The sequence below is a fragment of the Acinetobacter terrae genome, from assembly GCF_013004375.1.
Lineage (GTDB): Bacteria > Pseudomonadota > Gammaproteobacteria > Pseudomonadales > Moraxellaceae > Acinetobacter > Acinetobacter terrae.
This window is the reverse complement of the sequence record NZ_JABERI010000009.1, coordinates 181833-207850: the sequence shown is the minus strand read 5'-3', so window position 1 is coordinate 207850 and position 26018 is coordinate 181833. Positions and strand designations below refer to the sequence as shown.

Sequence of the window (26018 nt, the reverse complement as noted above, 5' to 3'; positions counted from 1 at the left end):
TATGAAAAAATTACAGTCCGGCAGAGGCTTTAAGCGCTTCCACTTTATCCGTTTTTTCCCAAGTAAATGCAGTGTCTGAACCTTCACGACCAAAATGACCATAAGCAGCAGTTTGCTTATACATCGGTTGAATCAGGTCTAGCATGCGGGTAATGCCGTATGGACGTAAGTCGAAGTGTTCACGAACCAATTGAATGATCAATTCTTCAGATACTTTTGCTGTATTGAAGGTATTGATTGAAATTGAAGTTGGCTCTGCAACACCAATTGCATAAGACACCTGAATTTCACATTTATCAGCAAGACCAGCAGCAACAATATTTTTCGCTACATAACGACCTGCATAAGCAGCAGAACGGTCAACTTTAGATGGATCTTTACCAGAGAAAGCACCGCCACCATGACGTGCCATACCACCGTAAGTATCTACAATGATTTTACGGCCGGTTAAACCACAGTCACCTACAGGACCACCAATCACAAACATCCCAGTTGGGTTGATGTGGAATTTGGTGTCTGCATGGAACATTTCAGCAGGAATCACTTTCTTCACGATTTCTTCAATCACAGCTTCTTTAAGGTTTGCTTGTGAAATTTCAGGATCGTGTTGGGTAGACAATACAACTGCGTCTAAACGAACAGGCATGCCATTTTCATATGCAAAAGTCACCTGACTTTTCGCATCTGGACGTAACCAAGGTAAACGGCCATTACGGCGTAGTTCAGCCTGTTTTTCCATTAAGCGATGTGCATAAGAAATAGGAGCAGGCATCAAGACATCAGTTTCACGGCTTGCATAACCAAACATTAAACCTTGGTCGCCCGCACCTTGATCTTCAGGTTTTTGACGGTCAACACCTTGAGCAATTTCAGGAGACTGTTTACCAATCATGTTGATGACAGCACAGGTTGAACCATCAAAACCAAGGTCAGAATGGTGATAACCAATTCCATTTACGGTTTGACGTACAATTGCTTCGAAGTCAACATTTGCAGTTGTTGTGATTTCACCGGCAAGTACTACGGCACCCGTTTTTACAAGCGTTTCACAAGCAACCCGTGCATATGGGTCTTCTGTTAATATTGCATCCAAAATAGCGTCACTGATTTGGTCAGCCATTTTATCCGGATGGCCTTCGCTTACAGATTCCGAGGTAAATACAGCGTACTCGCGCATAAGTCCTATCACAGTTAATTTTAAAGACCCGATATGTTACATCGAGTTAGACTTTTGGACTAGTTCTACACGACCAAAATGACTGAAATTATTTCAATTTCACGACTTTTTAATTGATATATGCATCTAAAAAACTGATAAGCAGAAGAAATTCGGCTTTAAAGTGTGAATTTTCGATATGAAAATTTTTATAGCGCATATATTTAGTCAGTGAGTCAAAGTGTATTGATTGAGGATAAAAATATTATTGATAAGATTGAATGTTAGAGTTTTTATGTAAAAATAATGATCATTATCAAACTATTAATTCAAATAAATTGTGTTGAATCATTGTTTTTAGATCAGTCTATCAATCTTATATAAGCTATAAAAAAAGTCACAAAATATCAATTTAAAATAATTATATTTTTCATTAAATATTTCCAAAGATGAATTTTATTCAACTTTCGTGTCTACTGGCTGTTAATTGATCAATTTTATTTAATAAAACTTTACTGACACCATCATGTGATGGAAATTCATCCATTCATAGGTCAATAAAAAAAAGATTCCTTGGATAAGTGAAATGTTTGCATCATGTTCTGACTAAATAAATTAAGCTGACTTATCGTTAAAATATTATTTATGAGTTTTAAATTAAATAAATCACGGTTTTTACTTAACCGCTAAATACTTAAAAGCGATGTGAAATTGAACTCTGCCTGCATTTAAATATGTCTGGTCACGAATAAATAGTGAAATGTTGACTATTAGGCTTTACCCCTTGCTGTTTTTTTAAGACAATATAGCCAGCTTTGAATTTTCCTATTCATCATCTTCTTTAAACGATTTAGTTGGACTCTGACCTATGACAACCCCGCTTAATGAACGTCGTATTGCAAACGCAATTCGTGTATTGGCAATGGATGCTGTGCAAAAAGCAAATTCAGGACATCCAGGTGCTCCAATGGGGATGGCAGATATCGCTGATGTAGTATGGCGCGAATTTTTAAATCATAACCCAACAAATCCACAATGGGCCAACCGTGACCGTTTCGTATTGTCGAATGGCCATGGCTCAATGCTTCAATATGCATTATTACATTTAACCGGTTATGACCTTTCAATTGCGGATCTTCAACAATTCCGTCAATTACATTCTAAAACACCAGGTCACCCTGAATTGGGTTATGCACCAGGTATCGAAACAACAACTGGTCCACTCGGTCAGGGTATCGCCAATGCAGTTGGTTTTGCTTTAGCTGAAAAAACGTTAGCAGCACAATTCAACAAAGACGACATTAAAGTGGTTGACCATTTCACTTACTGTTTCCTCGGTGATGGTTGCTTAATGGAAGGTGTTTCACACGAAGCATGTTCATTGGCAGGTACTTTAGGTCTGGGTAAGTTGATTGCTTACTATGACGATAACGGCATTTCAATTGATGGTGAAGTTGAAGGCTGGTTCTCTGACGATACAGAACAACGTTTCCATGCGTATGGCTGGCAAGTGATTAAAGTTGATGGGCATGATTCTGATGCAATCCGTCAAGCAACTTTAGATGCAAAAGCTGAAACTGCTAAACCAACTCTAATCATCTGTAAAACAGTGATTGGTTTAGGTTCACCAAATAAACAAGGTAAAGAAGATTGCCACGGTGCGCCGTTAGGTAATGACGAAATTGCTTTAACCCGTGAAGCCTTAGGCTGGAAAGAAGAAGCCTTTGTTATTCCTGCAGACCTATATGCTGCTTGGGATGCAAAAGACAAAGGGGCTAAATCTGAAGCTGCCTGGAATGAAGTATTTGCTGCCTATGCTGCTAAATACCCAACTGAAGCTGCTGAGCTTAAACGTCGTATCTCAGGTGATTTACCTGCTGACTTCGTTGCAAATGCAGATGCTTATATTGCTGAAGTGAATGCAAAAGCTGAAACTGTTGCGACGCGTAAAGCGAGCCAAGCTGCGATTCAAGCATTTGCTCCACAACTTCCTGAAATTTTAGGTGGTTCTGCGGATCTTGCAGGTTCGAACCTGACGCTTTGGAAAGGCGCTCAAGGCGTACAGGACAATCCAGCAGGTAACTACGTACACTATGGCGTACGTGAGTTCGGTATGACTGCAATTGCCAATGGTGTTGCACTTCACGGTGGTTTCATCCCTTACGTAGCAACATTCTTGATGTTTATGGAATATGCACGTAATGCAGTACGTATGTCTGCACTGATGAAACAACGTGTGATTCACGTTTATACGCATGACTCAATTGGTCTGGGTGAGGATGGTCCTACACATCAACCTGTAGAACAAATTGCATCTTTACGTGGCACGCCAAACTTAAACACTTGGCGTCCATGTGACACCGTAGAGGCAGCGATTTCTTGGAAATCTGCACTTTTACGTTCTGAAGGTCCAACAGCATTGATCTTCTCTCGTCAAAACTTGCCATTCCAAACGCGTACTGATGCTCAAATTGCTGATGTTGCCAAAGGTGCTTATGTATTGGCTGAAGAAAAAGGCGAATTAAAAGCAATCATCATTGCAACAGGTTCTGAAGTATCTCTTGCGATGGAAGCGTATGCACAACTTGAAGGTGTGCGTGTTGTTTCTATGCCATGTGCTGAAGAATTCGTTAAACAAGATGCGGCTTATCGTGAAGCGGTGCTTCCATCTCACATCCGTGCGCGTGTAGCTGTTGAAGCTGCGCATGTGGATTACTGGTGGAAATTTGTAGGTCTTGATGGTCGTGTGATCGGTATGACGACTTATGGTGAATCTGCACCTGCAAAAGACTTATACCAATACTTCGGTATTACAACTGCTGCTGTCGTTGCTGCTGTAAAAGAAATTACTGCTTAATTTTAAAAGATTAATTCAGTTAAAAACGCCCCATAGGGGGCGTTTTTATTTTGATAAATTTTTAACGATATTCTTCTAGCAGTTTTTACGAATAAGTATATAGTGATGCCATTCATTGAGTATTCATTTTGAGATGGCATTTATTCAGCATAAGTGAGGAAAATATGAGCCTTTATAACCAAATTAGTGATGAAATCACTTTAATGGAACCAGGTGAGCAAAAGTGGATCGGTCAGGATCTCCCCCTAGAAAGCATGATGGCCGTAGTATTGATGCTGAAAGAACTGGACGAAGAAAAAGTGATTAAAGTGCGTCGCCAAAACCGTGAAAAGCACACTGGCTTAAAACAAGTCGATCGTGTCCTGGTTGAAAAGTTGTAAAAGATTAATCATCTTTAAAAGCCCCACATGGGGCTTTAATTGTTTTAGCGATGTAGTGAAAATCTTAGATCGCTTTTGGATGGTTCATCATTTTAAAGTGAAACAGATCGAGTCAGCCCATTGTCAGCAGGGCAGCATGATCCACTTTCCATATAAAGCCCCTAAACTGTGTGTTTTTTGTATTAAATGATTCGAAAATTATTAAAAAATAATGTAAATCAGGCACTGAGATAGAATAACAAAAGTTGATTAAAAATAATTTATTAGATTTATCAATTAATTAACATTAATGTATTTATATTGATACCGGATTGCTCTGCAAAGCCAAGTGATTGTTCTATTCTTGCAACATATCGTTTTATCTATACCAGTGAATTAAGATAAGAAACCTATAAACTAACAACCATTCCAAAGCGAGATAAAAACACATGAATTTCAAAGCAATAACTTTAGGTTTGGCGGTTGCATCAGTTGCAACTTTATCGTTGGCAAAACCCGTTGCTTACCAAATTGATCCAACTCACTCAGCAACAGTTTTCTCGTGGAGCCACTTTGGTTTCTCTACACCATCTGCGAACTTTTCTGACATTCAAGGTACGATTAACGTCGATAATGAAAAGCCAGCAAACTCATCGGTAAATGTTAATATTCCAGTATCAAGCATCAATACCAATGTAAAAGCATTGGATGAACATATTCAAACTGCAGAATTCTTTGATGTTGCTAAATATCCGAACATCACTTTTAAAAGCACTAAAGTTCAGGCTTTAGGCAAAAACAAATACAGAATCACTGGTAATTTAACCGTGAAAGATGTGACTAAACCTGTAGTTTTAGATGCTGTATTAAATAAACAAGCCGTGCATCCAATGACTAAATTGCAAACTGTTGGTTTCAATGCAACCACGTCATTTAACCGTTCAGCCTTTGGTGTTGGCGGTTATGTTCCAAATGTGGGCGATAAGGTTACTGTAAATATCACCACTGAAGCCTCAGTTCCTGCGAAAAAATAAGCCTAAAATGCGCTAAATAAAAAAGCACCATTATTGGTGCTTTTTTTGTTTAAATTATTTTAGATGCGTTAATCACGGTTTAAGATCAGCAGGCAGCCAAAACTAATAAAAATACCGCCGGTAATGCCGTCAATTTTCTTGCTGAATTTTTGATAATAATGATTAATTTTTGCTACAGAAAAAACCAGAGCAACAGCAGAAAACCACATCAGACTTTCGATAAAAACCAGCGCTAGCAAGGAACTTTGCTCGAAAATACTGACATTTGTACTAATTGCGATGGAAAAAACGCTGCTGAAATAGACGAGTGCTTTGGGGTTAGCCATATTGGTCAGAAAACCTTGAACTAACAGTGTGGTGTGTGATTTTTGCGGTAGAATTTCATTCTGCTTTTTTGAGATAGACGCCAGATTTTTATTGAAAGCGGATTTCAGTAATTGTATCCCTAAATAAAGCAGGTATAGACCGCCAAAAATCATCAGCACCTGCTGCAGCCATGCCATCTTTTGAAAAAGGTAATGCAGACCACTGATCGCACAAATGGACCAGACTAAAATGCTCAGTGAAATACCTAAGGCAGCAAAGAGGGCGTGCGATCTGGACTGACGAATTGCACTTTGAGTAACGAAGAAAAAATCTGGCCCCGGACTGATCAACGCAAAGAAATGAATTACCGCAATACTGATTAAAGGTGTCATCATCAGAGACTTATATAAATGAATGACACCCTTATAAATGAATTAACTCATAAATTAAAGTTTATTTTCTCATCACTTGCTTCATATAGTTTCGTAAAATTTCTGTAGCAACAGTTTCTAATGACATGGCATATTTTTCATTGTCAGCACGTAAAGCAGGAATATTAATTTCAGCTTTACGCAGTTCACAGCTATGACCAATGAGCCATTTTTCCAAGCTCTCTGCTGCAACTTCCAGATGAAATTGTAAAGCCAGAATATTTTTGCCTACTGAAAAAGCCTGGTTTGGATAAACATCAGAGCTTGCCAATAATTCAGCTTGTTCAGGTAAATCAAAAGTATCACCATGCCAGTGTAATACAGCTGTATCACTTAATGCTGAAAGCAGGTTGTTTTTAGTATCGGAAATACTGAGTTTGCTCCAGCCAATTTCCTTTTGATGACCGGCATAGACTTTTGCACCTAAAGCATGCGCAATCAATTGAGCGCCTAAACAAATACCCAAGGTCGGTAAATTTTCTTCTAAACGAACTTTTAGTAAGTCAATTTCTTGTTGTAAGAAAGGGTAGTCATCCGTTTCATAGACACCAATCGGCCCACCTAAAATAATGGTCAAACCTTGGTGTTGAAATGCTTTGCTTAAGTCATCTACACCGGCTTCAAAATAACGTACCCGAAAGCCGAGTTGATAAAATATATCCTCCATGACACCTAAGTCTTCGAAGGCAAGATGTTGAATGGCATAAATGGTGTCTGGAAAATCTGGAGGTGCTGTAGTCATACTATTTTTCAAGATATTTGGAATAAGAGAAATTTAGCCCGAATCTGAAGAAAAATGAAGGTTTCAAACCAAATGATTTGTTTAATGCGCTGCAATAAAGAAAAAAGCGAACCGAAGTTCGCTTTTTTGATGCTTTATACCAAGATATTTTTAGAAGAAGCCCATCGGTTTGGTTGAATAGCTCACCAACAGGTTTTTGGTTTGTTGGTAATGATCCAGCATCATCTTGTGATTTTCACGCCCGATGCCTGATTTTTTATAACCGCCGAATGCGGCATGTGCAGGGTAGATGTGGTAACAGTTGGTCCATACTCGACCGGCCTGAATTGCACGACCGGCACGGTAAGAAGTATGTGCGGAACGCGACCAGACACCGGCACCTAGACCGTAAATGGTGTCGTTGGCGATTTTGATCGCATCATCAAAGTCTTTAAAGGTGGCAACAGCAAGTACAGGTCCAAAAATTTCTTCTTGGAAAGTTCTCATGTCATTGGTACCTTTGAAAATGGTCGGTTCGATATAGAAACCTTGCCCCACTTCATGACGTGCGCCACCACCTGTCAATATTTCAGCACCTTCAGCACGGCCTGTGGCGATGCAGCCTAAAATTTTATCTTGTTGCTCTTGTGAGGCTTGCGCACCAATCATGGTTTCTGTATCGAGTGGATGACCGGTTTTAATCCGTTTAACACGCTCAACCGCTTTCTCCAGAAATTTATCGGCAATGCTTTCTTGAACCAATGCACGCGAAGGACAAGTACAGATTTCCCCCTGATTCAGGGCAAACATCACAAAACCTTCAAGTGCTTTATCTAAAAAGTCATCATCTTCTGCCATTACATCTTCAAAGAAAAGATTCGGTGATTTACCACCCAGTTCAAGGGTTACCGGAATAATGTTCTCGGTTGCATATTGCATAATTTGCTGACCGACCGCCGTTGAACCGGTAAATGCGATTTTGGCGATACGTGGATTGGTTGCAAGTGGACGACCCACTTCAACCCCATAACCATTGACAATGTTTAATACGCCTTCAGGCAGCAGGTCTTGAATCAGTTCAACCAACACCAAAATACTGACAGGCGTTTGTTCTGCCGGTTTAAGCACAATACAGTTACCCGCAGCCAAAGCTGGTGCCAGTTTCCAGGTCGCCATCAGAATAGGGAAGTTCCAGGGAATAATTTGCCCGACCACACCTAAAGGCTCATGGAAATGGTAGGCAATGGTATCTTCATCAATTTCTGAAATGCCACCTTCCTGTGCACGGATACAACCGGCAAAATAACGGAAATGGTCAATCGCCAAAGGAATATCGGCAGCTAGGGTTTCACGTACCGGTTTACCGTTATCCCAGGTTTCAGCTACAGCCAAAAGCTCTAAATTGGCTTCTAAACGGTCTGCAATTTTTAACAGAATATTGGAACGGGTGGTAGGAGAGGATTTGTTCCATTGTTCTTTGGCTTTATGCGCTGCATCCAGTGCAAGTTCGATATCTTCAACACTCGAGCGGGGAACTTTGGTGAATGCTTTACCATCGACAGGAGAAATATTGTCAAAGTATTCGCCTTTTGTGGGTGCTACCCATTGTCCACCAATGAAGTTTTCATACTGGGCTTTAAACTGAACTTTTGAACCAGGTTGATTAGGATCGACGTAACGCATATGAATTTTCCTTTGCTTATTTTAGTGTTTTTAACCGCATCTACAGCTTTGGTATAAGGTACTTTTGTACATTATTTGATTAGCATACATGGAATAAGGTTGGAGAAAGGTTGGATACAAGAAGGTTTACAATCTTTTCAATCAGGCTTACAAGAATAGCTATTACAGCGGATGTAAATCATGAATTGTTGTGAGAATAAGGAATGATGGATAAGCAGCATTTGATGCAAAAAAGACAGAAAATTGAGAAATTTAGGCAAAGTAGCAGTCTTTCTCCCTTGCATGCAGAACAGTTAGGACAAAGCATTGTAAGTTCGTGGCAACGCTCCACATCTGCTGAAATTCCCACAGATCGTGCAGCTGCGCCCTTGGTTCATTTACAAAAAGAAACCTATCCTTCTGCTCTAGAACATGCCTTGCAGCATTGTGCACAAGATTTAAAGCATATTGCCGAGCAATCCTCGATGGTGCTGGCGGTAGGCGACATTGGCAGTACCATTATTTGGACGGCATCGAGTCCACAAATGCAAAGGGCAGCAGAAAGTGTGCATTTTATCGAAGGCGGGCAGTGGCGCGAGGAATTGGTCGGTACCAATGCTTTGGCTCTGTCTTTAAAAACGCAACAATCGAGTTGTGTATTTTCCAATGAACATTACATGTCATCAATTCATGATTGGGTCTGTTACGCAGCCCCGATTATTGATCCCTATTCCAAACAGGTTCTCGGGGTAATTGACCTATCTACAACTTGGCAAAAGCATAACAGTTTGGGCTTACTCGCAGCGGAGCGCTGTGCCTCAATTATTCAATCTGCATTACTGGAATATCAGAAACAGCGATTGTTTATTCGGGCTTTTTCTGTGCCACAAGTCATGTTCAATGGCAAAGTCTTGGTGCTAACACCACGTCAAATCGAAATTTTGACCATTTTGGCACTGTGCCCTCAAGGCTTAAGTTTAGATACTTTGCATCAGGCCTTATATGGTGAACGAAAAGTCAGCATCGGCACGTTAAAAGCAGAAATGTCACAATTGCGTGATATTTTAGGCGGCATGTTAGGGTCTAGACCCTATAAATTATTAGCGCATGTAGAAGCTGATTTCTTGCTGACAGAACAATCCTTAGATGCCGGCTATATCGATTCTGCCTTAAAACTTTGTAGTGGTGTGTTTCTGGCAAAAACCGAAAGTCCTTTTTTGTGTGCCTGGCGTGATTGCTTGGAGTCACGTTTAAGTGATGCCATTTTTAAAGCCAATGAAACGGATGTTTTACTTAAACATGTGGCGCATTTTCCTGAAGCAATTGATGCCGTGGAACGTTTAATTGAGCTGATGCCCAAAACGCATCCCGTGCATCAAACCTTACTCAAACTTAAAGATAATTAACGCATATTATTGGCGAATTAAATTTATAAGCCTTTTTGCTTGAGCCATGCAAAGAGCTGCTGATAAACATGCTCACGCACAGATTTTTCAGACAGCACCAGATCATGTACGCCATTTTTTACTTCACTGATGGTGACATCATCTTTAATTTTCCTGGCATATTTATCAATATGCTTTACATCTAAAATCACATCACTAGTTTGCACATTTTTGTGCCATTTTTTGGGATTTTTGCTCTGATCTGAATGCATCACTAAGGCAGGGACGTTTAAGCTCACGCCTTGATGAATTTCCTTTTGCGCTTCAAAAATTGCCCGGACAAAACTCAAACGAACCCAAGGATAAGTTGGTTTTTTCCATTCAAGGTTAAAGTACCATTCTCCTTTTAAGTTTTTGTGCAAACTGGTTACATACCATTTATTCAGTTCACTGGGGAATTCTAAATCCGGGCAAATTTTACCCACACGACTTAAATTTGGTAGCCCTAATTTTTTCTTGATCGGATTCATGTTGAAGTCGTAAAAGGGACTATTGACCCACAGTGCTTTAATTAAAGGATGGTCAGGATGATGTGCCGCATAAAGTGTGGTGGTTAGACCGCCTGTAGAATGTCCGCTCAGTAAAATAGCATCATGACCTTCTGCGCCAATAATGTCTAAAGCTTGGGTGATTTCAGCATCATATTCAGCAATTTCACGCACGTTATAATATTTTTGATGAGGAAGATGGGAACGCCCGTATTTACGTAAGTCGAGTGCATAAAAGTCAAAACCATGTTGATTAAACTGTTCCGCCATTTCGGTTTGAAAAAAATAATCGATAAACCCATGAATATATAAAACAGCTTTGCTGGTTGGTTGCTGCGCTTTTTTGCGCACCAATGTTGCTGTGACTTGACCTTCATAATCATCTGGGAAATTTAAGGTGGCTTGTTCATATCCTGAACCTAAGATATCCAGTTGATAAAGGGGTTCAATTATCTGTTTTGTCATTGTTGTACTCATTTGGAATTATCAATTTTCTTTTATCCTTCATGATGAGCAGTCATTTGTCAAATTGCTTTAAGTTCAATAATAAAAAAAGGCAACCTAAGTTTCCACCTCGTTAAGAAAATGGAGTTTAGATTGCCAAAAATGTAAGTCAGAAATTCGAAGGAGAAGACTTACATTGAGGTTTTACATCGCCGCTTTGAATATATCAACCACTTGTGCATGGCTGGCTTTACGTGGGTTGGTCAGCATGCAGGCATCTTTTTGCGCGTTTTCAGACATGATGGCTAAGTCTGCTTCTTTCACACCCAGTTCACTTAAGCCAGATGGAATACCGATCGCGGCTGAAAGCTGACGAATCGCCTGGATCGCTTCATCTGCAGCTTCATTCACAGTCAAACCGTCAGTATTTACACCCATCAATTGTGCAATTTTGGCATAACGGTCAGGGCAGGCAATCAGGTTGAATTCACAAACGTGCGGCAGTAATACCGCATTACATACACCGTGCGGCAAGTTGTAGAAACCGCCGAGTTGATGTGCCATGGCATGGACATAACCTAAAGAAGCGTTGTTAAAAGCCATACCTGCAAGGTACTGTGCATAGCTCATCGCATCACGCGCTTCCAGATTTTCACCATTGGCGACCGCTGGGCTAAGCCATTCGCTAATCATGCTAATGGCTTTTTCTGCACAGGCATCGGTAATTGGATTAGCTGCGGTAGAGACATATGCTTCCACTGCATGGGTTAAGGCATCCATACCTGTTGCTGCGGTTAAACCCGCTGGTTTAGCAATCATCAGTTTAGGATCATCAATCGCAATCAGTGGAGTACAGCGCCAGTCGACAATCGCCATTTTTACATGGGTGTCGGTATTGGTGATAATACAGAAGCGGGTCATTTCAGAAGCCGTACCTGCCGTGGTATTGATGGCAATTAGTGGCGTCATTGGTACTGTGCTTTTATCAATGCCTTCGTAATCACGAATATGACCACCGCCAGCTGTCACCAAGCCAATACCTTTGGCGCAGTCATGCGATGAACCACCACCTAAAGATACGATGAAATCACAGCCATTGTCATTATAGGCTTGTACGCCGTTATGGACGTTAATATCGGTTGGATTAGGTTCTGCACCCGGGAAGATATGGCTGTCGACACCAGCCTCTTTTAAATAATTTGAAATGGTATCTGCGACACCGAATTTAAAAAGACCTGCATCAGTCACTATCAGTGCTTTTTTAGCACCTAAATCTTGTGCTTTGGCGCCAATTTCTTTGGCACAGCCCGGACCAAAAAGAGAAACACAGGGAATATAAAAACCGTTCGTTTGATCTGCAATATTTTTAAAAGCCATGGTGCGATTCCTTCTACCATTGGTATGTTGTTATCGGTGACCCTCACCGTAAATTGAGTATCAAAGGAACAGGAAAGAAATCCTACCTACCAAACACCTACCATTTCACGTTATTGAATTTTTATGGTTTTTTAAATGGTTTGAGGTACGTATTAAAGGTGGGTATTAAATAAGCACTTAAAATCATTTTTAATGCAAATAAATGGGATCAACCAGAAGGATTTTTTACTGCTAAAAAGATGTAAATCAGGTTTGAGGTAAGGATTTTTGAATGAATGGATAGCGATGAAGATATTGTTTTTTATAAAAGTATAATTTTCCATTTGGTAAATAAATTATTTTTTATTTAATAAATGATCAATATTCTTAAAAAATACTTGATCATATTGTCGAGAGTAAATTATAGTCAACTTATATGATTTTTATATTAAATTCCTAAGGATGGGGGAGGTTTAATGAAAGTCGAACATGCCAATGAAGCAACATTATTATTACATGCAATACATAAAGTTTTACTCAAAGAATGGGATCCTTTAGGGATTCGTAGCATCCGATCCATGTCTGATGAATATGAAGATTATTTGCCTAGACTCTTTATGATGATTTGTGAGAATGCAGATGAATCAGAGATTTTTGAATATTTATGGCGGATCGAAAATAAAGTCATGGAACAAAAAGGAAACCGACAACACACCTTAAGAATTGCAAGTTTACTTAAACAACTACAAAGCAAAAATTAACCAGATCATCCATGTTTGCGATCCAATAAAAATATAAGTTGCTGCAGAATATTTGAAAAATAAATCTACTGCCAAGAAAAAACCGGTGTCTGAGCACCGGTTTTTTATGTTTAGAATTTCTTTTCCAGACTGATTAATACACTTGGAATCGCTTGATTCACCCGTGATTCATAGAGGCTGCCATCCGACTGATTGGTTAAGCGCTCTTTATAATCGGTGCTGAAAATATTGCGCGCATTCAGTGTGGTTGCCCAGCCATCATTAAAGCGTTTGGTGATGCTGATATCCATGTTGACACGTTCATTACTGGTACGGTCATAAGGTTGGTTATCCAAGGCACGAGTAAATTCAGGCACGTAGTTCAGGTTCACACTGCTTGAAATGCGCCAAGGCTGATAGTTATAAGACAGACCAGCGCTTGCTGTATAAGGTGCAACATCACTGACCAGACGTTCTTGATGATTTTCATCTTCAACTTTTGCACGCACAGTAGAAAGTTGTCCATTTAACATAAATGAATGACCATTTTCCGTTTGTTTTAATGCATAACGTCCAGCAAGTTCAACCCCATAAGTGGTGGCATTGTTCTGGTTTTGTGGACGTTCTACAAAATGCGTACCTTCCTGACGAATCACTTTTTCGATGTAGTCATCAATTTCACGTTGAAACGCGGTGATATTGATACCGCCTGAAGGTGTGTTGTAGCCTAAAGTCGATTCAAATGCAGTAATTTTTTCAGGACGTAAATTAGGATTGCCGCCACGATCCGGGTTATTCAGGCTACCGGCATCGCTATCGGTAGAAACTGAAACGGTGGGTAATAAACGGTCTGCTTTAGGGCTACGGAAAGCCTGACTCATATTGGTTTGTAAAGACCAATGATCATCCAAGTCGAAACGATGTGCCAAGACTGGACTTAAGTGACTGTCGCTATAATCGACTAAACCAGAGCGCTCGATCCATTCTTGGCGGGCACCTAAAGTCACTGTTTGGCGATCAGTAAATTTCCAGCTTCCTTCAGCATATAATGCATAAAGTTGTTCATCTAAACTTTGACTGACATTGCTGTCGAGTTCATTGGCACGAGCATCTGCACCAAATTTAACTTGGTGGGTTTCATTGAACTTTCGAACACCGTCATAAGACACACCGTATTCATTTACGGTTTCGTCGGTATAAGTGTTGAAGAGCGGTGATTGAGCAGACTGAGTCGATTCAGTTTCATTTTGCTGTTCGACAGAAAGGCGAATCTTATCTGAATTACCTTTGTCTTTACGTTCATAACGCGTATTTAAACGGATGCTGTCATTTTTATCATTTTGAACTTGGTCGCCACGAATGCCGTCACTTTCATTGTTGCGATAGAACAATTCTGCAACCAGTTTTTGCTGATCATCCAATTCATATTCAACACGGGGTGAAACCATTTGCGACTTGCGTTCAGTCACTCGTTTTTGTTCACGTGTTTCGGTACTGTTTTGTGTCTGCGTAATAGACGTGGTGTCATTCCACATTTGATTCGCTGACAGACTGTATAACCATGCATTGTCACGACCATCAGCCTGAACACTGATATTTTTGCGTTCTTCTTCTCTTTGATCCGATTTGGCTAGACCATATCCAGCACGGACTGTTCCGCTTATGCGGGCATTATCTAACGGTTGTTTTAAAATGATATTAATCACCGCAGAAGAGGCTACCGATGCCTGAGCGACACTCGGCTGCTTGGTAATTTCAATCCGTTCAATCATGTCCGGGGTGATACTGTCGACTACCGACATTCCACCACGTGGACCACCTTGAACCGCTTCGCCATTAATTAAAAATATCGGGGCACCGCCACCACGGAAACGCATACCTGAAGCACCGCCACCGCCGCGTGGACCTTGTCCAGGAGTGGGCATCTGAAAACCTGCAGCACGACGCAGGGCGTCATTTACAGACTGATCACCAAATTGCAGCATTTCTTCGCGAGTAACAATAGTTTTCGCTACCGCACTGATATCCGGATCTTTCGCAGTCGTTGGTGTTGCTTCGAATTTTAAAGTGGCCAGTGTTTGTACTGGTGCTGTTTGTTCTGGGGCGCTGTCTGCTGTCGTTGTATTTGTAACGGAATCAGCAGCCCAAGTTGGGGACATAAAAGTGAGCAAGGCACAACTTAATGCGCTTAATTGCCAACGCGGTTGTATGCGTTTCATTATTTGATGTTCCAAATGTAATTTTGCGTAAAATAGCGTAAAAATGTGGAGAAAGTTTGTGGAAAATCACAGAAATAGAAATAAAAGATAAAAATATGATTGTAAGTATAAAACAATCAAAATGAATGATTTAGCTCCAGCACCTTATTGGAGTTTGTATGGCTGGAGCGATGGTTCATGTTAATGGTTCAAGGATAAAATACAGTTCTGGCTGATTTTCTCAATCAGGGCATCATTCAGGCTGATTTGACCATCCCATTTCAGCATTTGCTGAATCAGCCATTTAAAATCTTCAAGCTTGGGCTGCGATGATTCATCGGCAAAATGCCGAATAATATTTTGAATGGAATGGAATTTTTGCACATGAATGCTTTCTGAACATTGAAATTGAATAATATTGAAGTCGATGAGCATTTGCCAAACTTCAGCATAATCCTCTAGATCTTTCAGTTCCTGTTGGGCTTTTTGAATGGCTTGAGTTAAGGCAAGATGGGTGTTGGGATGCTGTTCTGCCCAGTCAGCAGTGACTGCTAAAACCTTATCTGCCACTTGAGGAATAATGTCCTGACTGGATGCCACAATCTGGCTGATGCCCAACAGTTCACCTTGGGTATTCCATGGTTCACCGACACAAAAACCATCAATGACATGATTGCTTAATGCTTCCACCATATAAGGCGGAGGAAGGGTCGTGAGCTTGATGTTTTGTGCAACATCACGGTCGGCTAGGGCGAGCCATTCTCTGAGGCAATAATGATGAATCGACTGCTTAAAGACATGGGCCAATTGAACCGGCTTTTGTTGTTGTATGGCAGAGACTATTTTTTCTGCCGATTGTTGCGCATTATCTTGTGCAGAAATATTCAGCTCAAAGTACAATTTTTGACTCAGACTAATAAAGGCACGATTATGACTTAAAACCAAAGCCGTTTGTAAGGGAATTCCGAGTTGGTCTTCACCCAAAGCTGCAGCAGGAAGCATGGCAGACAGACAATGTGCAACATCTAAAAATCCAAAAGCCAGCCGGTCTCTTAAACTTGCCCAGGAGGCTTCCTTAACTAGGGTGATCTCTAAGCCGGCTTCATCAAAAAAACCACGCTGCTTGGCCCAAAGAATCGCAACACAATCAAGCAAAGGAATGTAGCCGATCTGGATTTGAGTTTTTTCTAAATCTGTCATAGCCTAATCCTTCAATTGGTTTTGTAATAGTTGTTGAGCATCTAATAAGCGTCGCGCCATTTCCCCAATGGTCATACGATGGCTCATGGCATTTTTGCGCAGCAATTGAAAAGCCTGATCTTCAGTTAAAGAATGCAATCGCATCATGAGTACTTTGGCTTTTTCCACATCTTTACGATCGGCCAATTTATTTTTGGTATCTTCCAGATCACCCAGTAATTTCTTATGTTTTTTGAACTGTTCAATCGAAATTTCTAAAATGCTTTCCAGTTTAGAAGGGTCAATCCCGTCGACTATATAAGCCGTTACACCGGCATCAATGGCACTTTTAATGGTGTCTTTATGGCTATTTTTAGTGAATAGAACCGTCGGCAAATCGAACTGGCTGACGCAACTTTCAATAATGTCGCGATGCGGGTGATCCATATCCAGCAATATCACGTCAACATGCAGTTGTTCCAGACGGAACATGCTTAAATGGTCAATGGTCAGGCAGGCGACCACATCGAAATTGTGTTCGATTAGGGAGGCTTTAATATAGTTGGCACGTTCTTGATCGTCATCAATCAATGCGATTTTCAGTTTTGGCATATGGGCTAAAATATCATCAGGCAAAGCCTGAAAGAAAAGTCATAGTAAATGCAAAGCAATTAAAATGCCAAAATAGTTAAAACTGCATTAATTCAATAAAAATCAGATATAAAACTTAACCGTTATCGGGTTGTGCACCGTATTAATGCAAAAATGCGCTACAAGGAAGCACAACCGCAATCTATCTCCTGAGCTTTGCCTTTATTAATCAGATGAACTTGCTGCAATGATGAATATCAAAAATGATCAATGAATCATAAAAAATGATAAAAAATATTGAGTTAAAGGGATTTAAATTATGTTGGCATGGACATTGCTTAATTCATGTTGAGTCAAAGACGACTTTAAAAAATTTGTAAGACGGCCAACGACGTCCGTTCTGATCGAATCTGGTGTGCAGCGATCCGCATAGCAGATAACCCTATACGTTCAGTTCAGGAAGGAGAAGGCCATGTCTTCAAATTTATATGAAAAAAAGGCAACAAGAATAAATCTTTTCAATTTTAGCAGCGCAGCGATGAGAGCCTTCCACATGAGTTGGCTCGCTTTTTTTGTTTGCTTCTTTGCATGGTTTGCCTGTGCACCACTCATGCCTGTGATTGCAGGTGAGTTCAACTTAACCAAAGATCAAATTGCCAATATTAATATTGCCGCAGTCGCAATTACCATTTTAGTTCGTCTGGTCGTTGGGCCTTTGTGTGATAAATATGGTCCACGCAAAACCTATACCGCATTACTGCTTATCGGCAGTATTCCGGTATTTGGTGTGGCATCTGCCAACAGCTATGAATCTTTTCTTTTCTTCCGCTTATTGATTGGTGCCATTGGTGCCAGCTTTGTCATCACGCAATATCACACCAGTATTATGTTCGCACCGAATGTGGTCGGTACTGCTAATGCTGCATCAGCAGGTTGGGGGAATGCGGGTGGTGGTGCAACTCAAGCCTTAATGCCGTTAATGCTTGCTGCCTTGGTGATGTTTGGTGTTGAACAAGTGATGGGCTGGAGAATTGCTTTATTGGTGCCAGGTATTCTGATGATTATTGTCGGTGCAATGTACTGGAAATTCACCCAAGACTGTCCACAAGGCAACTTTAAAGAACTTCGTGCACAAGGAATTCAAGTCGGTAGCGATAAAAAAGGCGGTATGGCAATTCTGATGCACGCTGCACGCAACTACCGTGTCTGGATTTTATTTGGTGCTTATGCAGCTTGTTTTGGTATTGAAATTTTCATTCATAACATCGTGGCGATGTACTACGTTGAACACTTTAGCTTTGGCTTAAAAGAAGCAGGTTTGGCAGCAGGGATCTTCGGTTTATTGGCATTGTTTGCTCGTGCTTTGGGTGGAATTGTCTCGGATAAAGTCGCAATTAAAAAAGGTCTGGATGGTCGTACCAAAGTGCTATTCACCATGATTTTGATGGAAGGCCTGTTCTTAATCTTATTCTCTCAAATGAATACCGCAGTTCTCGCAATTCTGGTCATGACCGTATTCGCACTCTTTACCCATATGGCTTGCGGTGCAACTTATGCCTTGGTGCCATTTATTGATCGTGATGCTTTAGGTGGTGTTGCCGGCATCATCGGTGCGGGAGGTAATGTTGGGGCAGTCGCAGCAGGTTTCTTGCTCAAAGGCATGCTAGATATTCAAACTTGTTTGATGGCACTTGGTGGATTGGTCGTGATTGCAGCTGGCTTTGTTCTGGTGATTCGCTTCTCGGTTGAGCATAAACAGAAAGAACAAAAACTGTTTGAAGATGCAGTACTTGAACGAAACAACATGGCTTAAATCAGAAGATTAAAAGAATAGGAGAGGAAATATGAAACTGGTAATGATTGGCCATGGCATGGTAGGACACAAATTTATTGAATCAGTATTAGAGCATGCAGGTGATGAAGTTGAAATCACCATCTTGGCTGAAGAACCACGCTTGGCTTATGACCGTGTACATTTAACCGAATATTTTACTGGAAAATCCGCCAAAGACCTCACTCTTTGCCGTAGCGATTTTGCCGATGCATATGGCATTGATTTACGCCTCAGCACCAAAGCCAATGCAATCGACACTTTAAATAAAACGGTGACCACCAATCATGGTGATGTGATTGCTTATGACAAGTTAGTTCTAGCGACGGGTTCTTACGCTTTTGTACCTCCTATTCCGGGCAATGAACGTGAGAACTGCTTTGTCTACCGCACCCTTGAAGATCTGGATGCCATTCGTGTAGCAAGCTTAAATGCAAAAACTGGCGTGGTGATTGGTGGTGGTTTACTGGGTCTGGAAGCTGCCAAAGCCTTACGTGACTTAAACCTTGAAACCCATGTGGTGGAATTCGCGCCACGTTTAATGGCAGTGCAAATTGATGATTTGGGAGGCAAGGTTTTACGTGCAAAAATCGAAAATCTAGGCGTAAAAGTTCATACCCAAAAAGCCACTCAATGCATTGAAAGAGGTCAAAATACCACGCATGTGATGAAGTTCAGTGATGGATCTGAACTTGAAACCGATATCGTTCTATTCTCTGCGGGTATTCGCCCACGTGATGAATTAGCACGTCAAAGTGGACTGGCGATTGGTGAACGTGGCGGAATCGTGATTAATGATTATTGCCAAACTTCAAATACAGATATTTATGCAATTGGTGAATGTGCGCTTTGGCAGAATAAAATTTATGGTTTAGTCGCACCCGGATATGACATGGCGCGCATCGCAGCCAAACATGTCATGGAGCAAAGCTGTAACGAGTTTGCGGGTGCAGACATGAGTACCAAACTCAAACTCATGGGTGTCGATGTTGCATCCATCGGTGATGCACATGCCCTGACACCAAATGCGCTCAGCTATTTTTATGCCGATGAAGACGCCATGATTTATAAAAAAATCGTGGTGAATGCGGAAAAAACCAAGCTGATCGGTGCTGTGTTGGTGGGGTGTGCCAAAGAATATAGCGACCTATTACAAATGATGCTGAATGGATTGGCTGTACCGGAAAATCCTGAAAGTCTAATCATGCCGGGTTATACCAATGTGCCATCTAAGAGTGGTGGTAGTGGTGTAGATTTACTGCCAGACAGTGCAACCATCTGTTCATGTAATAACGTGTCTAAAGCAGATATTTGTAGCGCCATCGCCGACGGTTCAACTTCACTCGGTGCACTGAAAAAATGCACCAAAGCCGCAACAGCCTGTGGTGGGTGTGCACCACTTGTTACTCAAGTATTGAAGTCTGAATTACAACGCCAAGGGGTAACAGTCAATAACCATCTATGTGAACACTTTGCCTATTCACGCCAAGAGCTGTATCACCTGGTTCGTGTCAATGAAATCAAAACCTTTGATGATCTGATCGGGCAGCATGGTCATGGTTTAGGTTGTGATATCTGTAAGCCAACGGCGGCTAATATTTTAGCCTCTTGCTGGAATGACTTTGTACTCAAACCAAGCCATGCAGGATTACAAGACAGTAATGATTATTACCTCGGTAATATCCAAAAAGACGGTTCTTATTCAATTGTGCCGCGGATTGCGGGTGGTGAAATTACTCCCGAGGGTTTAATCACGATCGGGCAGGTCGCGAAAGATTATGGTTTATACACCAAAATCACTGGTGGACAACGTATTGACCTGTTTGGTGCGCAAGTGCATCAACTGCCTGAAATCTGGGAAAAACTGGTCAATGCAGGATTTGAGTCCGGTCATGCTTATGGTAAATCACTGCGTACCGTTAAATCATGTGTCGGTAGCACGTGGTGTCGTTATGGTGTCGATGATTCAATGGGCTTGGCCATCTTCCTGGAAAATCGCTATAAGGGTTTACGTTCTCCACACAAACTCAAAATGGCAGTCTCTGGCTGTACCCGTGAATGTGCCGAAGCGCAAAGTAAAGATGTCGGGGTGATTGCCACTGAAAAAGGCTGGAACCTGTATGTGTGCGGTAATGGTGGCATGAAGCCACGCCACGCGGAACTACTTGCTTCTGATTTGGATACTGAAACTTTAATTCGTTATATCGACCGATTCTATATGTTCTATATCCAAACCGCAGATCGCCTGCAACGGACATCGGTATGGCGTGACAATTTAGAAGGTGGTCTGGACTATCTTAAAGCTGTGGTGGTTGAAGATTCTTTAGGACTGGCTGCTGAGTTAGAACGTCGTATGGATCATGTGGTCGGCACTTATCAAGATGAATGGCGCACTGCGGTTGAAGATCCTGAAGTACGTAAACGCTTTATCACCTTTATTAATGCCAAGGCTGAAAAACAGAATGATCCACATATTCAGTTTGCCGTTGAACGTGGACAAATTCGCCCAAAAACTGCAGTGGAACGTGATGTAACGCGTATTCCAGTGGTTGAAGCCTAAGCACTTTGAGTGGAATAAAGGAGAATAAATATGACAATTTTAAAAGAAATGAACCTTACACAAGAACTGAATTGGATTGAAATTTGTAGTCTGGATGACATCACCCCCAATACAGGTGTTGGTGCACTGATTAATGAGCAACAAATTGCACTGTTCCGTGTCGGTAATGAAAAACGCGTTTATGCCTTAAGTAACCAAGACCCGTTTAGTCAGGCTTTTGTGATGTCGCGCGGGATTATTGGCGATTTGCAAGGCGAGCGTGTTGTGGCATCTCCGATCTATAAACAACATTTCAGTTTGGCAACTGGGCGTTGTCTGGAAGATAAAGATCAAAAGTTACTGGTTTTCCCAAGCAAGATTGAAAATAGCAAGGTTTGGGTCAGTCCTACACCGCAAAAAACCTATATCACCAATAACGGCACTTCCCAAGAAAAGATGAAACTGGTCTTGGTGGGCAATGGTTTGGCAGGTATGCGCTGCCTAGAAGATTTGCTCGATATGGCACCAGAGCGTTATGAAATTACTGTGATTGGTGAAGAACCTTGGGGCAACTATAACCGTATCATGCTGTCACCAGTATTGTCGGGTGATAAAACCATTGAAGACATTATGCTGCATCCGCATGCCTGGTATAGCGATAAAGGGATTCGCTTTATTGCCGGTGATGCTGCAGTGAAAATCGACCGTTCACGTAAGCAGGTACATACCGAAAAAGGCGAGATTGTTGATTATGACCGTTTGATTCTGGCGACGGGTTCGAAACCTTTTGTTCCACCAATTCTGGGTTCGGACTTAAAAGGTGTGATCAGTTTCCGTGATATTTACGACGTCAATACCATGCTGGATTACTGCAAATCTAAAAAGAACGCTGTAGTAATTGGTGGGGGATTACTGGGGCTTGAAGCAGCGTATGGTCTGAAACAGCGCGGCATGAATGTGATGGTTTTGCATTTGATGGATCGCATTATGGAACGTCAATTGGATAGTCGTGCAAGTAGCTTGTTAAGACAAAGTATTGAAGCGAAGGGCATCAATATCATGACTCAAGCCAATACAGAGCAACTGATTGGCGAAGTTGGTCATGTCACCCAAATCAAACTGAAAGATGGCACGCTGTTAGACGCTGATCTGGTGGTCTTTGCTGTGGGGATTCGTCCGAACATGGCATTGGCGCAAAGTGCTGGCTTACGTTGTAACCGTGGTGTGATGGTGAATGACACCATGCAAACCTTTGACCCAAGTATTTATGCGGTGGGTGAATGTATTGAGCACCGTAATCAAACCTTCGGTCTGGTTGAACCACTTTGGGGCCAAGCCTTTATTTGTGCCTCACATCTGGCCGAACACGGCAGCTTAACCTTTAAAGCACCGACGGTTCCGACACAATTAAAGGTTAGTGGCTGTGATGTATTTTCAGCCGGCCGAATTGATTTAGAAGATAGCGAACCACAAGATGATTATGAAGACATTATTTTGAATGATGAAAAACGTCAGATTTATAAACGCATTATTATTCAGAAAGATAAAGTTATTGGTGCTGTACTGTTTGGTGATACCGAAGATGGCACATGGTATGCAGAACTGATTTCTGATCAAACCCCAATTGCAAATATTCGTAATAAATTGCTCTTTGGTAAAGATTTTGCATTAAAGAAGGCAGGGTAGTTAATTCAGCAGAAATAGTTTTATTTAGAGTGTATCTCAGCAGTAAATAGAGCTTATGAATATGTATAAATCTCCCCTAACCCCTCTTTGAAAAGAGGGGGAATGACCTTAACAAAAAGCTGATCAAATAAAGAAAAGCTCCCTCCTTTTTAAAGGAGGGTTGGGGAGGATTAAAAAATGCTTATGTAAGGAGCTAAGGAGCGATCATGAATAGTATTCCCGTTATGGAACTGCATAGCTCCACAGAAATAAATACCAAAATCACCAATACCACCTGTCCCTATTGTGGGGTAGGTTGTGGCGTAACTGCGACTGTACAGGACACAGCTTTAGGTCAAAAAGTTTCGGTTACAGGGGATGTCAATCATCCATCCAACTACGGGAAACTGTGCATTAAAGGCAGTAATTTGGCTGATACTTTGGGGCTGGAAACGCGTGTTCTCTATCCCATGCTCGGTCGAAAGAATCAGCGTGAAATAACAGACTGGAATACGGCAACTGATTTAATTGCCAATAAATTTCAGCAATGTATTGATCAATATGGTCGTGACAGTATTGCCTTTTATGTGTCTGGGCAATTGCTGACTGAAGATTATTATGTGGTGAATAAATTCGTCAAAGGTTACCTCGGCACTGCCAATATCGATACTAATTCGCGGCTATGTATGTCGTCTGCAGTTGCGGCACATAAACGTGCTTTCGGTGAAGATATTGTCCCGGCGAGCTATGAAGATTTTGAACATACCGACATGGTGGTCTTGGTTGGTTCCAATACGGCATGGTGTCATCCGGTGCTATATCAACGCATCATGAAAGCCAAAGAACAGCGTGATCTGTTTGTGGTGGTGATTGATCCACGCTTTACCAGTACTTGCGAGGCTGCAGACTTACATTTGCCGATTTTACCGGGCCAAGATGTCGCACTGTATAACGGCTTATTGCAGTATCTATCGAAAAATGGTTGTGCTGATCAAGATTTTATTGCTGCACATACACAAGGTTTGGAACAGGCTTTAGCGCAAAGTCAAAGCGAATCATCCATTGAAGATGTGGCTCATCGCACCGGGATTTCTCTCGAAAAACTGCAACAATTTTATGAAAAATTTGCCCAAACAGAAAAAGTCATGACCCTGTTTTCAATGGGGGTGAATCAATCTTCCCAAGGCGTGAACAAAGCCAACAGCATTACCAATTGTCATTTATTTACTGGGAAAATTGGCAAACTCGGTGCGGCACCTTTTTCTATGACGGGTCAGCCGAATGCGATGGGTGGTCGTGAAGTTGGTGGTTTAGCCAACATGCTGGCAGCACATTTAGAACTGGAAAATGAAAGTCATCAGCAACTGGTGCAAAACTTCTGGAAAAGTCCTTATATTGCCAAGCAAGCTGGTTTCAAGGCGGTCGAATTATTTCATGCGGTGGAAAGTGGCAAGATTAAAGCCATCTGGATTATGGCAACCAATCCTGTGGTGAGCTTGCCTGATGCAGATCAAGTCAAACGTGCCCTGGAAAAATGTGAATTTGTGGTGGTCTCTGATATTTGCCAAGAAACTGACACCACTCAATATGCTGATGTGTTGTTACCGGCATTAGGATGGGGCGAAAAAGATGGCACAGTCACCAATTCTGAACGCCGTATTTCCAGACAGCGCGCATTTTTAGATGAGCCAGTTGAAGCCAAAGCGGATTGGTTGGCCATCAGTCAAGTGGCAAAAAAAATGGGTTTTCATGGTTTTGATTTTAACAATAGCCATGAAATTTTTCTGGAACATGCACGACTCTCCGCTGAACAGAATTCAGATTTAGCAGATCGCAATGAAGTGGCGAATTTCCGTTATTTTAATTTAAACGGCTTAACGGATTTAACGATCAGTGAATATGATGAACTGAAACCGGTTCAGTGGCCGGTTTGGACTAAAGATCAACAAGAGGGTGCAGTCGCTCGGTTGTATGCCAAAGGGCAGTTTAGCCATGCAGATCGCAAGGCCAAATTTATTGCCATTACTGCGATTAATCCGGTTAATCAAACCTGTAAAGAATTTCCTTTGATTTTAAATACCGGACGTATTCGAGACCAATGGCACACCATGAGTCGTACCGGTTTATCTGCCAATTTAAGTAGCCATCGTGCAGAACCGTATTGTGAAATCCATCCGCATGATGCTTTGAAATATGGGATCAAAGATGGGGAGTTGGTTGAAGTCAAATCGAAGTGGGGCAATTGCGTTCTACGTGCCACGGTCAGTGACGATATTCGTCGTGGACAAGTCTTTGTACCGATTCACTGGAACGATCAAGTCGCGTCGGATGCCCGCATAGGGAAGGTGGTGAATCCTGTTGTGGATGCCATTTCCGGCGAACCTGAATTTAAACATACCCCAGTGATCATCCATCCATTTTATAGCCAATGGCAAGGCGTGTTTTACGTGCGTCAGGGCTTTGAAAAAATCGTGCAATCCTCCATTGAAAACACAGTGTGGTGGACAAAAATCACCACCGCCAAAGCCATCCGTTATGAATTGGCAGACCGTAAAAAATTCACCGAGACCACTAAGCATTTAAAAGAGTTGTTGCCTTTTAATGATGAAAGTTTTGAATGGCTGAATATTGAGGATCAAACTGCGCATATCAGCCATAGTGTAGTGCTTAAAGATGGGCATTTGATTGCGAGTTTGTATATCGCGCCTTATGCACTATTGCCAGATCGTGATTGGGTGGCGAGCTTATTTAAGCGTGAGCGCTTAAGTGCGATGCACCGTAAGGCGCTGCTTGCCGGACAACCGATGTCGATGGCCAATAATGAAGGGCCATTGGTGTGTAGCTGCTTTAAAGTCGGTAAAAACCGCATTATTGAAACCATTAAAACCCAAAATATCACCGATGAAAAACAAGTCACAGCCTGTTTAAAAGTAGGTGGTAATTGCGGTTCATGTCTACCTGAAATTCGAGGCCTGATTAAAGCCTGTCAAGCTGAGGCAGTGGAATGAAGATAAAA

General features: G+C 41.5%; 18 protein-coding genes. 9 read left to right on the top strand and 9 right to left on the bottom strand.

Annotation, left to right across the window (positions count from 1 at the left end):
• Positions 1-10 precede the first annotated feature (10 nt).
• The gene (gene metK, locus HLH14_RS05780; protein WP_067724438.1) at positions 11-1177 is read right to left on the bottom strand and encodes a methionine adenosyltransferase; all 1167 of its coding nucleotides are present in this window, start codon (positions 1175-1177) and stop codon (positions 11-13) included.
• An 847-nt stretch (positions 1178-2024) separates the two neighbouring features.
• Here metK and tkt point away from each other — a divergent pair.
• From tkt to HLH14_RS05765, 3 genes are all read left to right on the top strand, one after another.
• The gene (gene tkt / locus HLH14_RS05775) at positions 2025-4013 is read left to right on the top strand and encodes a transketolase (protein ID WP_067724439.1); all 1989 of its coding nucleotides are present in this window, start codon (positions 2025-2027) and stop codon (positions 4011-4013) included.
• Between the two features lie 164 nt (positions 4014-4177).
• Positions 4178-4393 (top strand): hypothetical protein, encoded by a 216-nt coding sequence (locus HLH14_RS05770; protein WP_067724440.1) that lies wholly within the window; start codon positions 4178-4180, stop codon positions 4391-4393.
• Between the two features lie 428 nt (positions 4394-4821).
• On the top strand, positions 4822-5406 hold the full coding sequence (locus HLH14_RS05765; RefSeq protein WP_067724441.1) for a YceI family protein: 585 nt from the start codon (positions 4822-4824) through the stop codon (positions 5404-5406).
• Between the two features lie 68 nt (positions 5407-5474).
• On the opposite strand, the gene HLH14_RS05760 is transcribed toward HLH14_RS05765, so the two are convergent.
• From HLH14_RS05760 to exaC, 3 genes are all read right to left on the bottom strand, one after another.
• Positions 5475-6107 (bottom strand): LysE family transporter, encoded by a 633-nt coding sequence (locus HLH14_RS05760; protein ID WP_067724442.1) that lies wholly within the window; start codon positions 6105-6107, stop codon positions 5475-5477.
• A 58-nt stretch (positions 6108-6165) separates the two neighbouring features.
• A complete protein-coding gene (locus HLH14_RS05755; RefSeq protein ID WP_067724443.1) occupies positions 6166-6885 on the bottom strand; it encodes a glutamine amidotransferase in 720 nt (239 codons plus the stop codon).
• Positions 6886-7035: 150 nt separating this feature from the next.
• Positions 7036-8547, bottom strand: a complete 1512-nt coding sequence (exaC, locus tag HLH14_RS05750; RefSeq protein ID WP_067724444.1) for an acetaldehyde dehydrogenase ExaC — start codon at positions 8545-8547, stop codon at positions 7036-7038.
• A gap of 203 nt (positions 8548-8750) precedes the next feature.
• Here exaC and HLH14_RS05745 point away from each other — a divergent pair, with 203 nt between their 5' ends.
• The gene (locus HLH14_RS05745; RefSeq protein ID WP_067724445.1) at positions 8751-9932 is read left to right on the top strand and encodes a helix-turn-helix domain-containing protein; all 1182 of its coding nucleotides are present in this window, start codon (positions 8751-8753) and stop codon (positions 9930-9932) included.
• Positions 9933-9955: 23 nt separating this feature from the next.
• Here the strand turns inward: HLH14_RS05745 and HLH14_RS05740 are convergent, their stop codons facing one another.
• Together HLH14_RS05740 and mdh are read right to left on the bottom strand one after the other, a co-directional pair.
• Entirely contained in the window at positions 9956-10924 is a 969-nt protein-coding gene (locus HLH14_RS05740; protein WP_067724446.1) for an alpha/beta hydrolase, read from the bottom strand.
• Between the two features lie 183 nt (positions 10925-11107).
• Positions 11108-12280, bottom strand: coding sequence for an iron-dependent methanol dehydrogenase (gene mdh, locus HLH14_RS05735; protein ID WP_067724447.1), 1173 nt, complete (start codon positions 12278-12280; stop codon positions 11108-11110).
• 455 nt (positions 12281-12735) lie between these two features.
• Here mdh and HLH14_RS05730 point away from each other — a divergent pair, with 455 nt between their 5' ends.
• Positions 12736-13020 carry a hypothetical protein gene (locus HLH14_RS05730; RefSeq protein WP_067724448.1) on the top strand — a complete coding sequence of 95 codons (285 nt, stop codon included), beginning with the start codon at positions 12736-12738 and terminating at the stop codon, positions 13018-13020.
• A 110-nt stretch (positions 13021-13130) separates the two neighbouring features.
• Here the strand turns inward: HLH14_RS05730 and HLH14_RS05725 are convergent, their stop codons facing one another.
• From HLH14_RS05725 to HLH14_RS05715, 3 genes are all read right to left on the bottom strand, one after another.
• Positions 13131-15218: a TonB-dependent receptor plug domain-containing protein gene (locus HLH14_RS05725; protein WP_067724449.1), complete on the bottom strand. Its 2088-nt coding sequence runs from the start codon at positions 15216-15218 to the stop codon at positions 13131-13133.
• A 180-nt stretch (positions 15219-15398) separates the two neighbouring features.
• Entirely contained in the window at positions 15399-16397 is a 999-nt protein-coding gene (locus tag HLH14_RS05720; RefSeq protein WP_067724450.1) for an ABC transporter substrate-binding protein, read from the bottom strand.
• A gap of 3 nt (positions 16398-16400) precedes the next feature.
• Positions 16401-16988 carry an ANTAR domain-containing response regulator gene (locus HLH14_RS05715; RefSeq protein WP_067724451.1) on the bottom strand — a complete coding sequence of 196 codons (588 nt, stop codon included), beginning with the start codon at positions 16986-16988 and terminating at the stop codon, positions 16401-16403.
• Positions 16989-17439: 451 nt separating this feature from the next.
• Between HLH14_RS05715 and HLH14_RS05710 the strand changes: the two genes are divergently transcribed.
• The 4 genes from HLH14_RS05710 (at position 17440) to HLH14_RS05695 (ending at position 26010) form a co-directional block, all read left to right on the top strand.
• On the top strand, positions 17440-18780 hold the full coding sequence (locus HLH14_RS05710) for an MFS transporter (RefSeq protein ID WP_067724452.1): 1341 nt from the start codon (positions 17440-17442) through the stop codon (positions 18778-18780).
• A gap of 31 nt (positions 18781-18811) precedes the next feature.
• Positions 18812-21358: a nitrite reductase large subunit NirB gene (gene nirB / locus HLH14_RS05705; RefSeq protein ID WP_067724453.1), complete on the top strand. Its 2547-nt coding sequence runs from the start codon at positions 18812-18814 to the stop codon at positions 21356-21358.
• Positions 21359-21388: 30 nt separating this feature from the next.
• Positions 21389-23023, top strand: coding sequence for a nitrite reductase small subunit NirD (gene nirD, locus HLH14_RS05700; RefSeq protein WP_067724454.1), 1635 nt, complete (start codon positions 21389-21391; stop codon positions 23021-23023).
• Between the two features lie 206 nt (positions 23024-23229).
• Entirely contained in the window at positions 23230-26010 is a 2781-nt protein-coding gene (locus HLH14_RS05695) for a nitrate reductase (protein WP_067724455.1), read from the top strand.
• The last annotated feature ends 8 nt before the right edge of the window (positions 26011-26018 follow it).

What these genes read in the sequence shown, in the direction of transcription:
- nirD (WP_067724454.1), top strand. Translation starts at nt 21,389, where the DNA reads ATGACAATTTTAAAAGAAATGAACCTTACACAAGAACTGAATTGGATT.
- HLH14_RS05760 (WP_067724442.1), bottom strand. Translation starts at nt 6,107, where the DNA reads ATGATGACACCTTTAATCAGTATTGCGGTAATTCATTTCTTTGCGTTG.
- HLH14_RS05720 (WP_067724450.1), bottom strand. Translation starts at nt 16,397, where the DNA reads ATGACAGATTTAGAAAAAACTCAAATCCAGATCGGCTACATTCCTTTG.
- tkt (WP_067724439.1), top strand. Translation starts at nt 2,025, where the DNA reads ATGACAACCCCGCTTAATGAACGTCGTATTGCAAACGCAATTCGTGTA.
- HLH14_RS05695 (WP_067724455.1), top strand. Translation starts at nt 23,230, where the DNA reads ATGAATAGTATTCCCGTTATGGAACTGCATAGCTCCACAGAAATAAAT.
- HLH14_RS05745 (WP_067724445.1), top strand. Translation starts at nt 8,751, where the DNA reads ATGATGGATAAGCAGCATTTGATGCAAAAAAGACAGAAAATTGAGAAA.
- HLH14_RS05730 (WP_067724448.1), top strand. Translation starts at nt 12,736, where the DNA reads ATGAAAGTCGAACATGCCAATGAAGCAACATTATTATTACATGCAATA.
- metK (WP_067724438.1), bottom strand. Translation starts at nt 1,177, where the DNA reads ATGCGCGAGTACGCTGTATTTACCTCGGAATCTGTAAGCGAAGGCCAT.
- HLH14_RS05725 (WP_067724449.1), bottom strand. Translation starts at nt 15,218, where the DNA reads ATGAAACGCATACAACCGCGTTGGCAATTAAGCGCATTAAGTTGTGCC.
- nirB (WP_067724453.1), top strand. Translation starts at nt 18,812, where the DNA reads ATGAAACTGGTAATGATTGGCCATGGCATGGTAGGACACAAATTTATT.
- mdh (WP_067724447.1), bottom strand. Translation starts at nt 12,280, where the DNA reads ATGGCTTTTAAAAATATTGCAGATCAAACGAACGGTTTTTATATTCCC.
- HLH14_RS05740 (WP_067724446.1), bottom strand. Translation starts at nt 10,924, where the DNA reads ATGACAAAACAGATAATTGAACCCCTTTATCAACTGGATATCTTAGGT.
- HLH14_RS05755 (WP_067724443.1), bottom strand. Translation starts at nt 6,885, where the DNA reads ATGACTACAGCACCTCCAGATTTTCCAGACACCATTTATGCCATTCAA.
- HLH14_RS05770 (WP_067724440.1), top strand. Translation starts at nt 4,178, where the DNA reads ATGAGCCTTTATAACCAAATTAGTGATGAAATCACTTTAATGGAACCA.
- exaC (WP_067724444.1), bottom strand. Translation starts at nt 8,547, where the DNA reads ATGCGTTACGTCGATCCTAATCAACCTGGTTCAAAAGTTCAGTTTAAA.
- HLH14_RS05765 (WP_067724441.1), top strand. Translation starts at nt 4,822, where the DNA reads ATGAATTTCAAAGCAATAACTTTAGGTTTGGCGGTTGCATCAGTTGCA.
- HLH14_RS05710 (WP_067724452.1), top strand. Translation starts at nt 17,440, where the DNA reads ATGTCTTCAAATTTATATGAAAAAAAGGCAACAAGAATAAATCTTTTC.
- HLH14_RS05715 (WP_067724451.1), bottom strand. Translation starts at nt 16,988, where the DNA reads ATGCCAAAACTGAAAATCGCATTGATTGATGACGATCAAGAACGTGCC.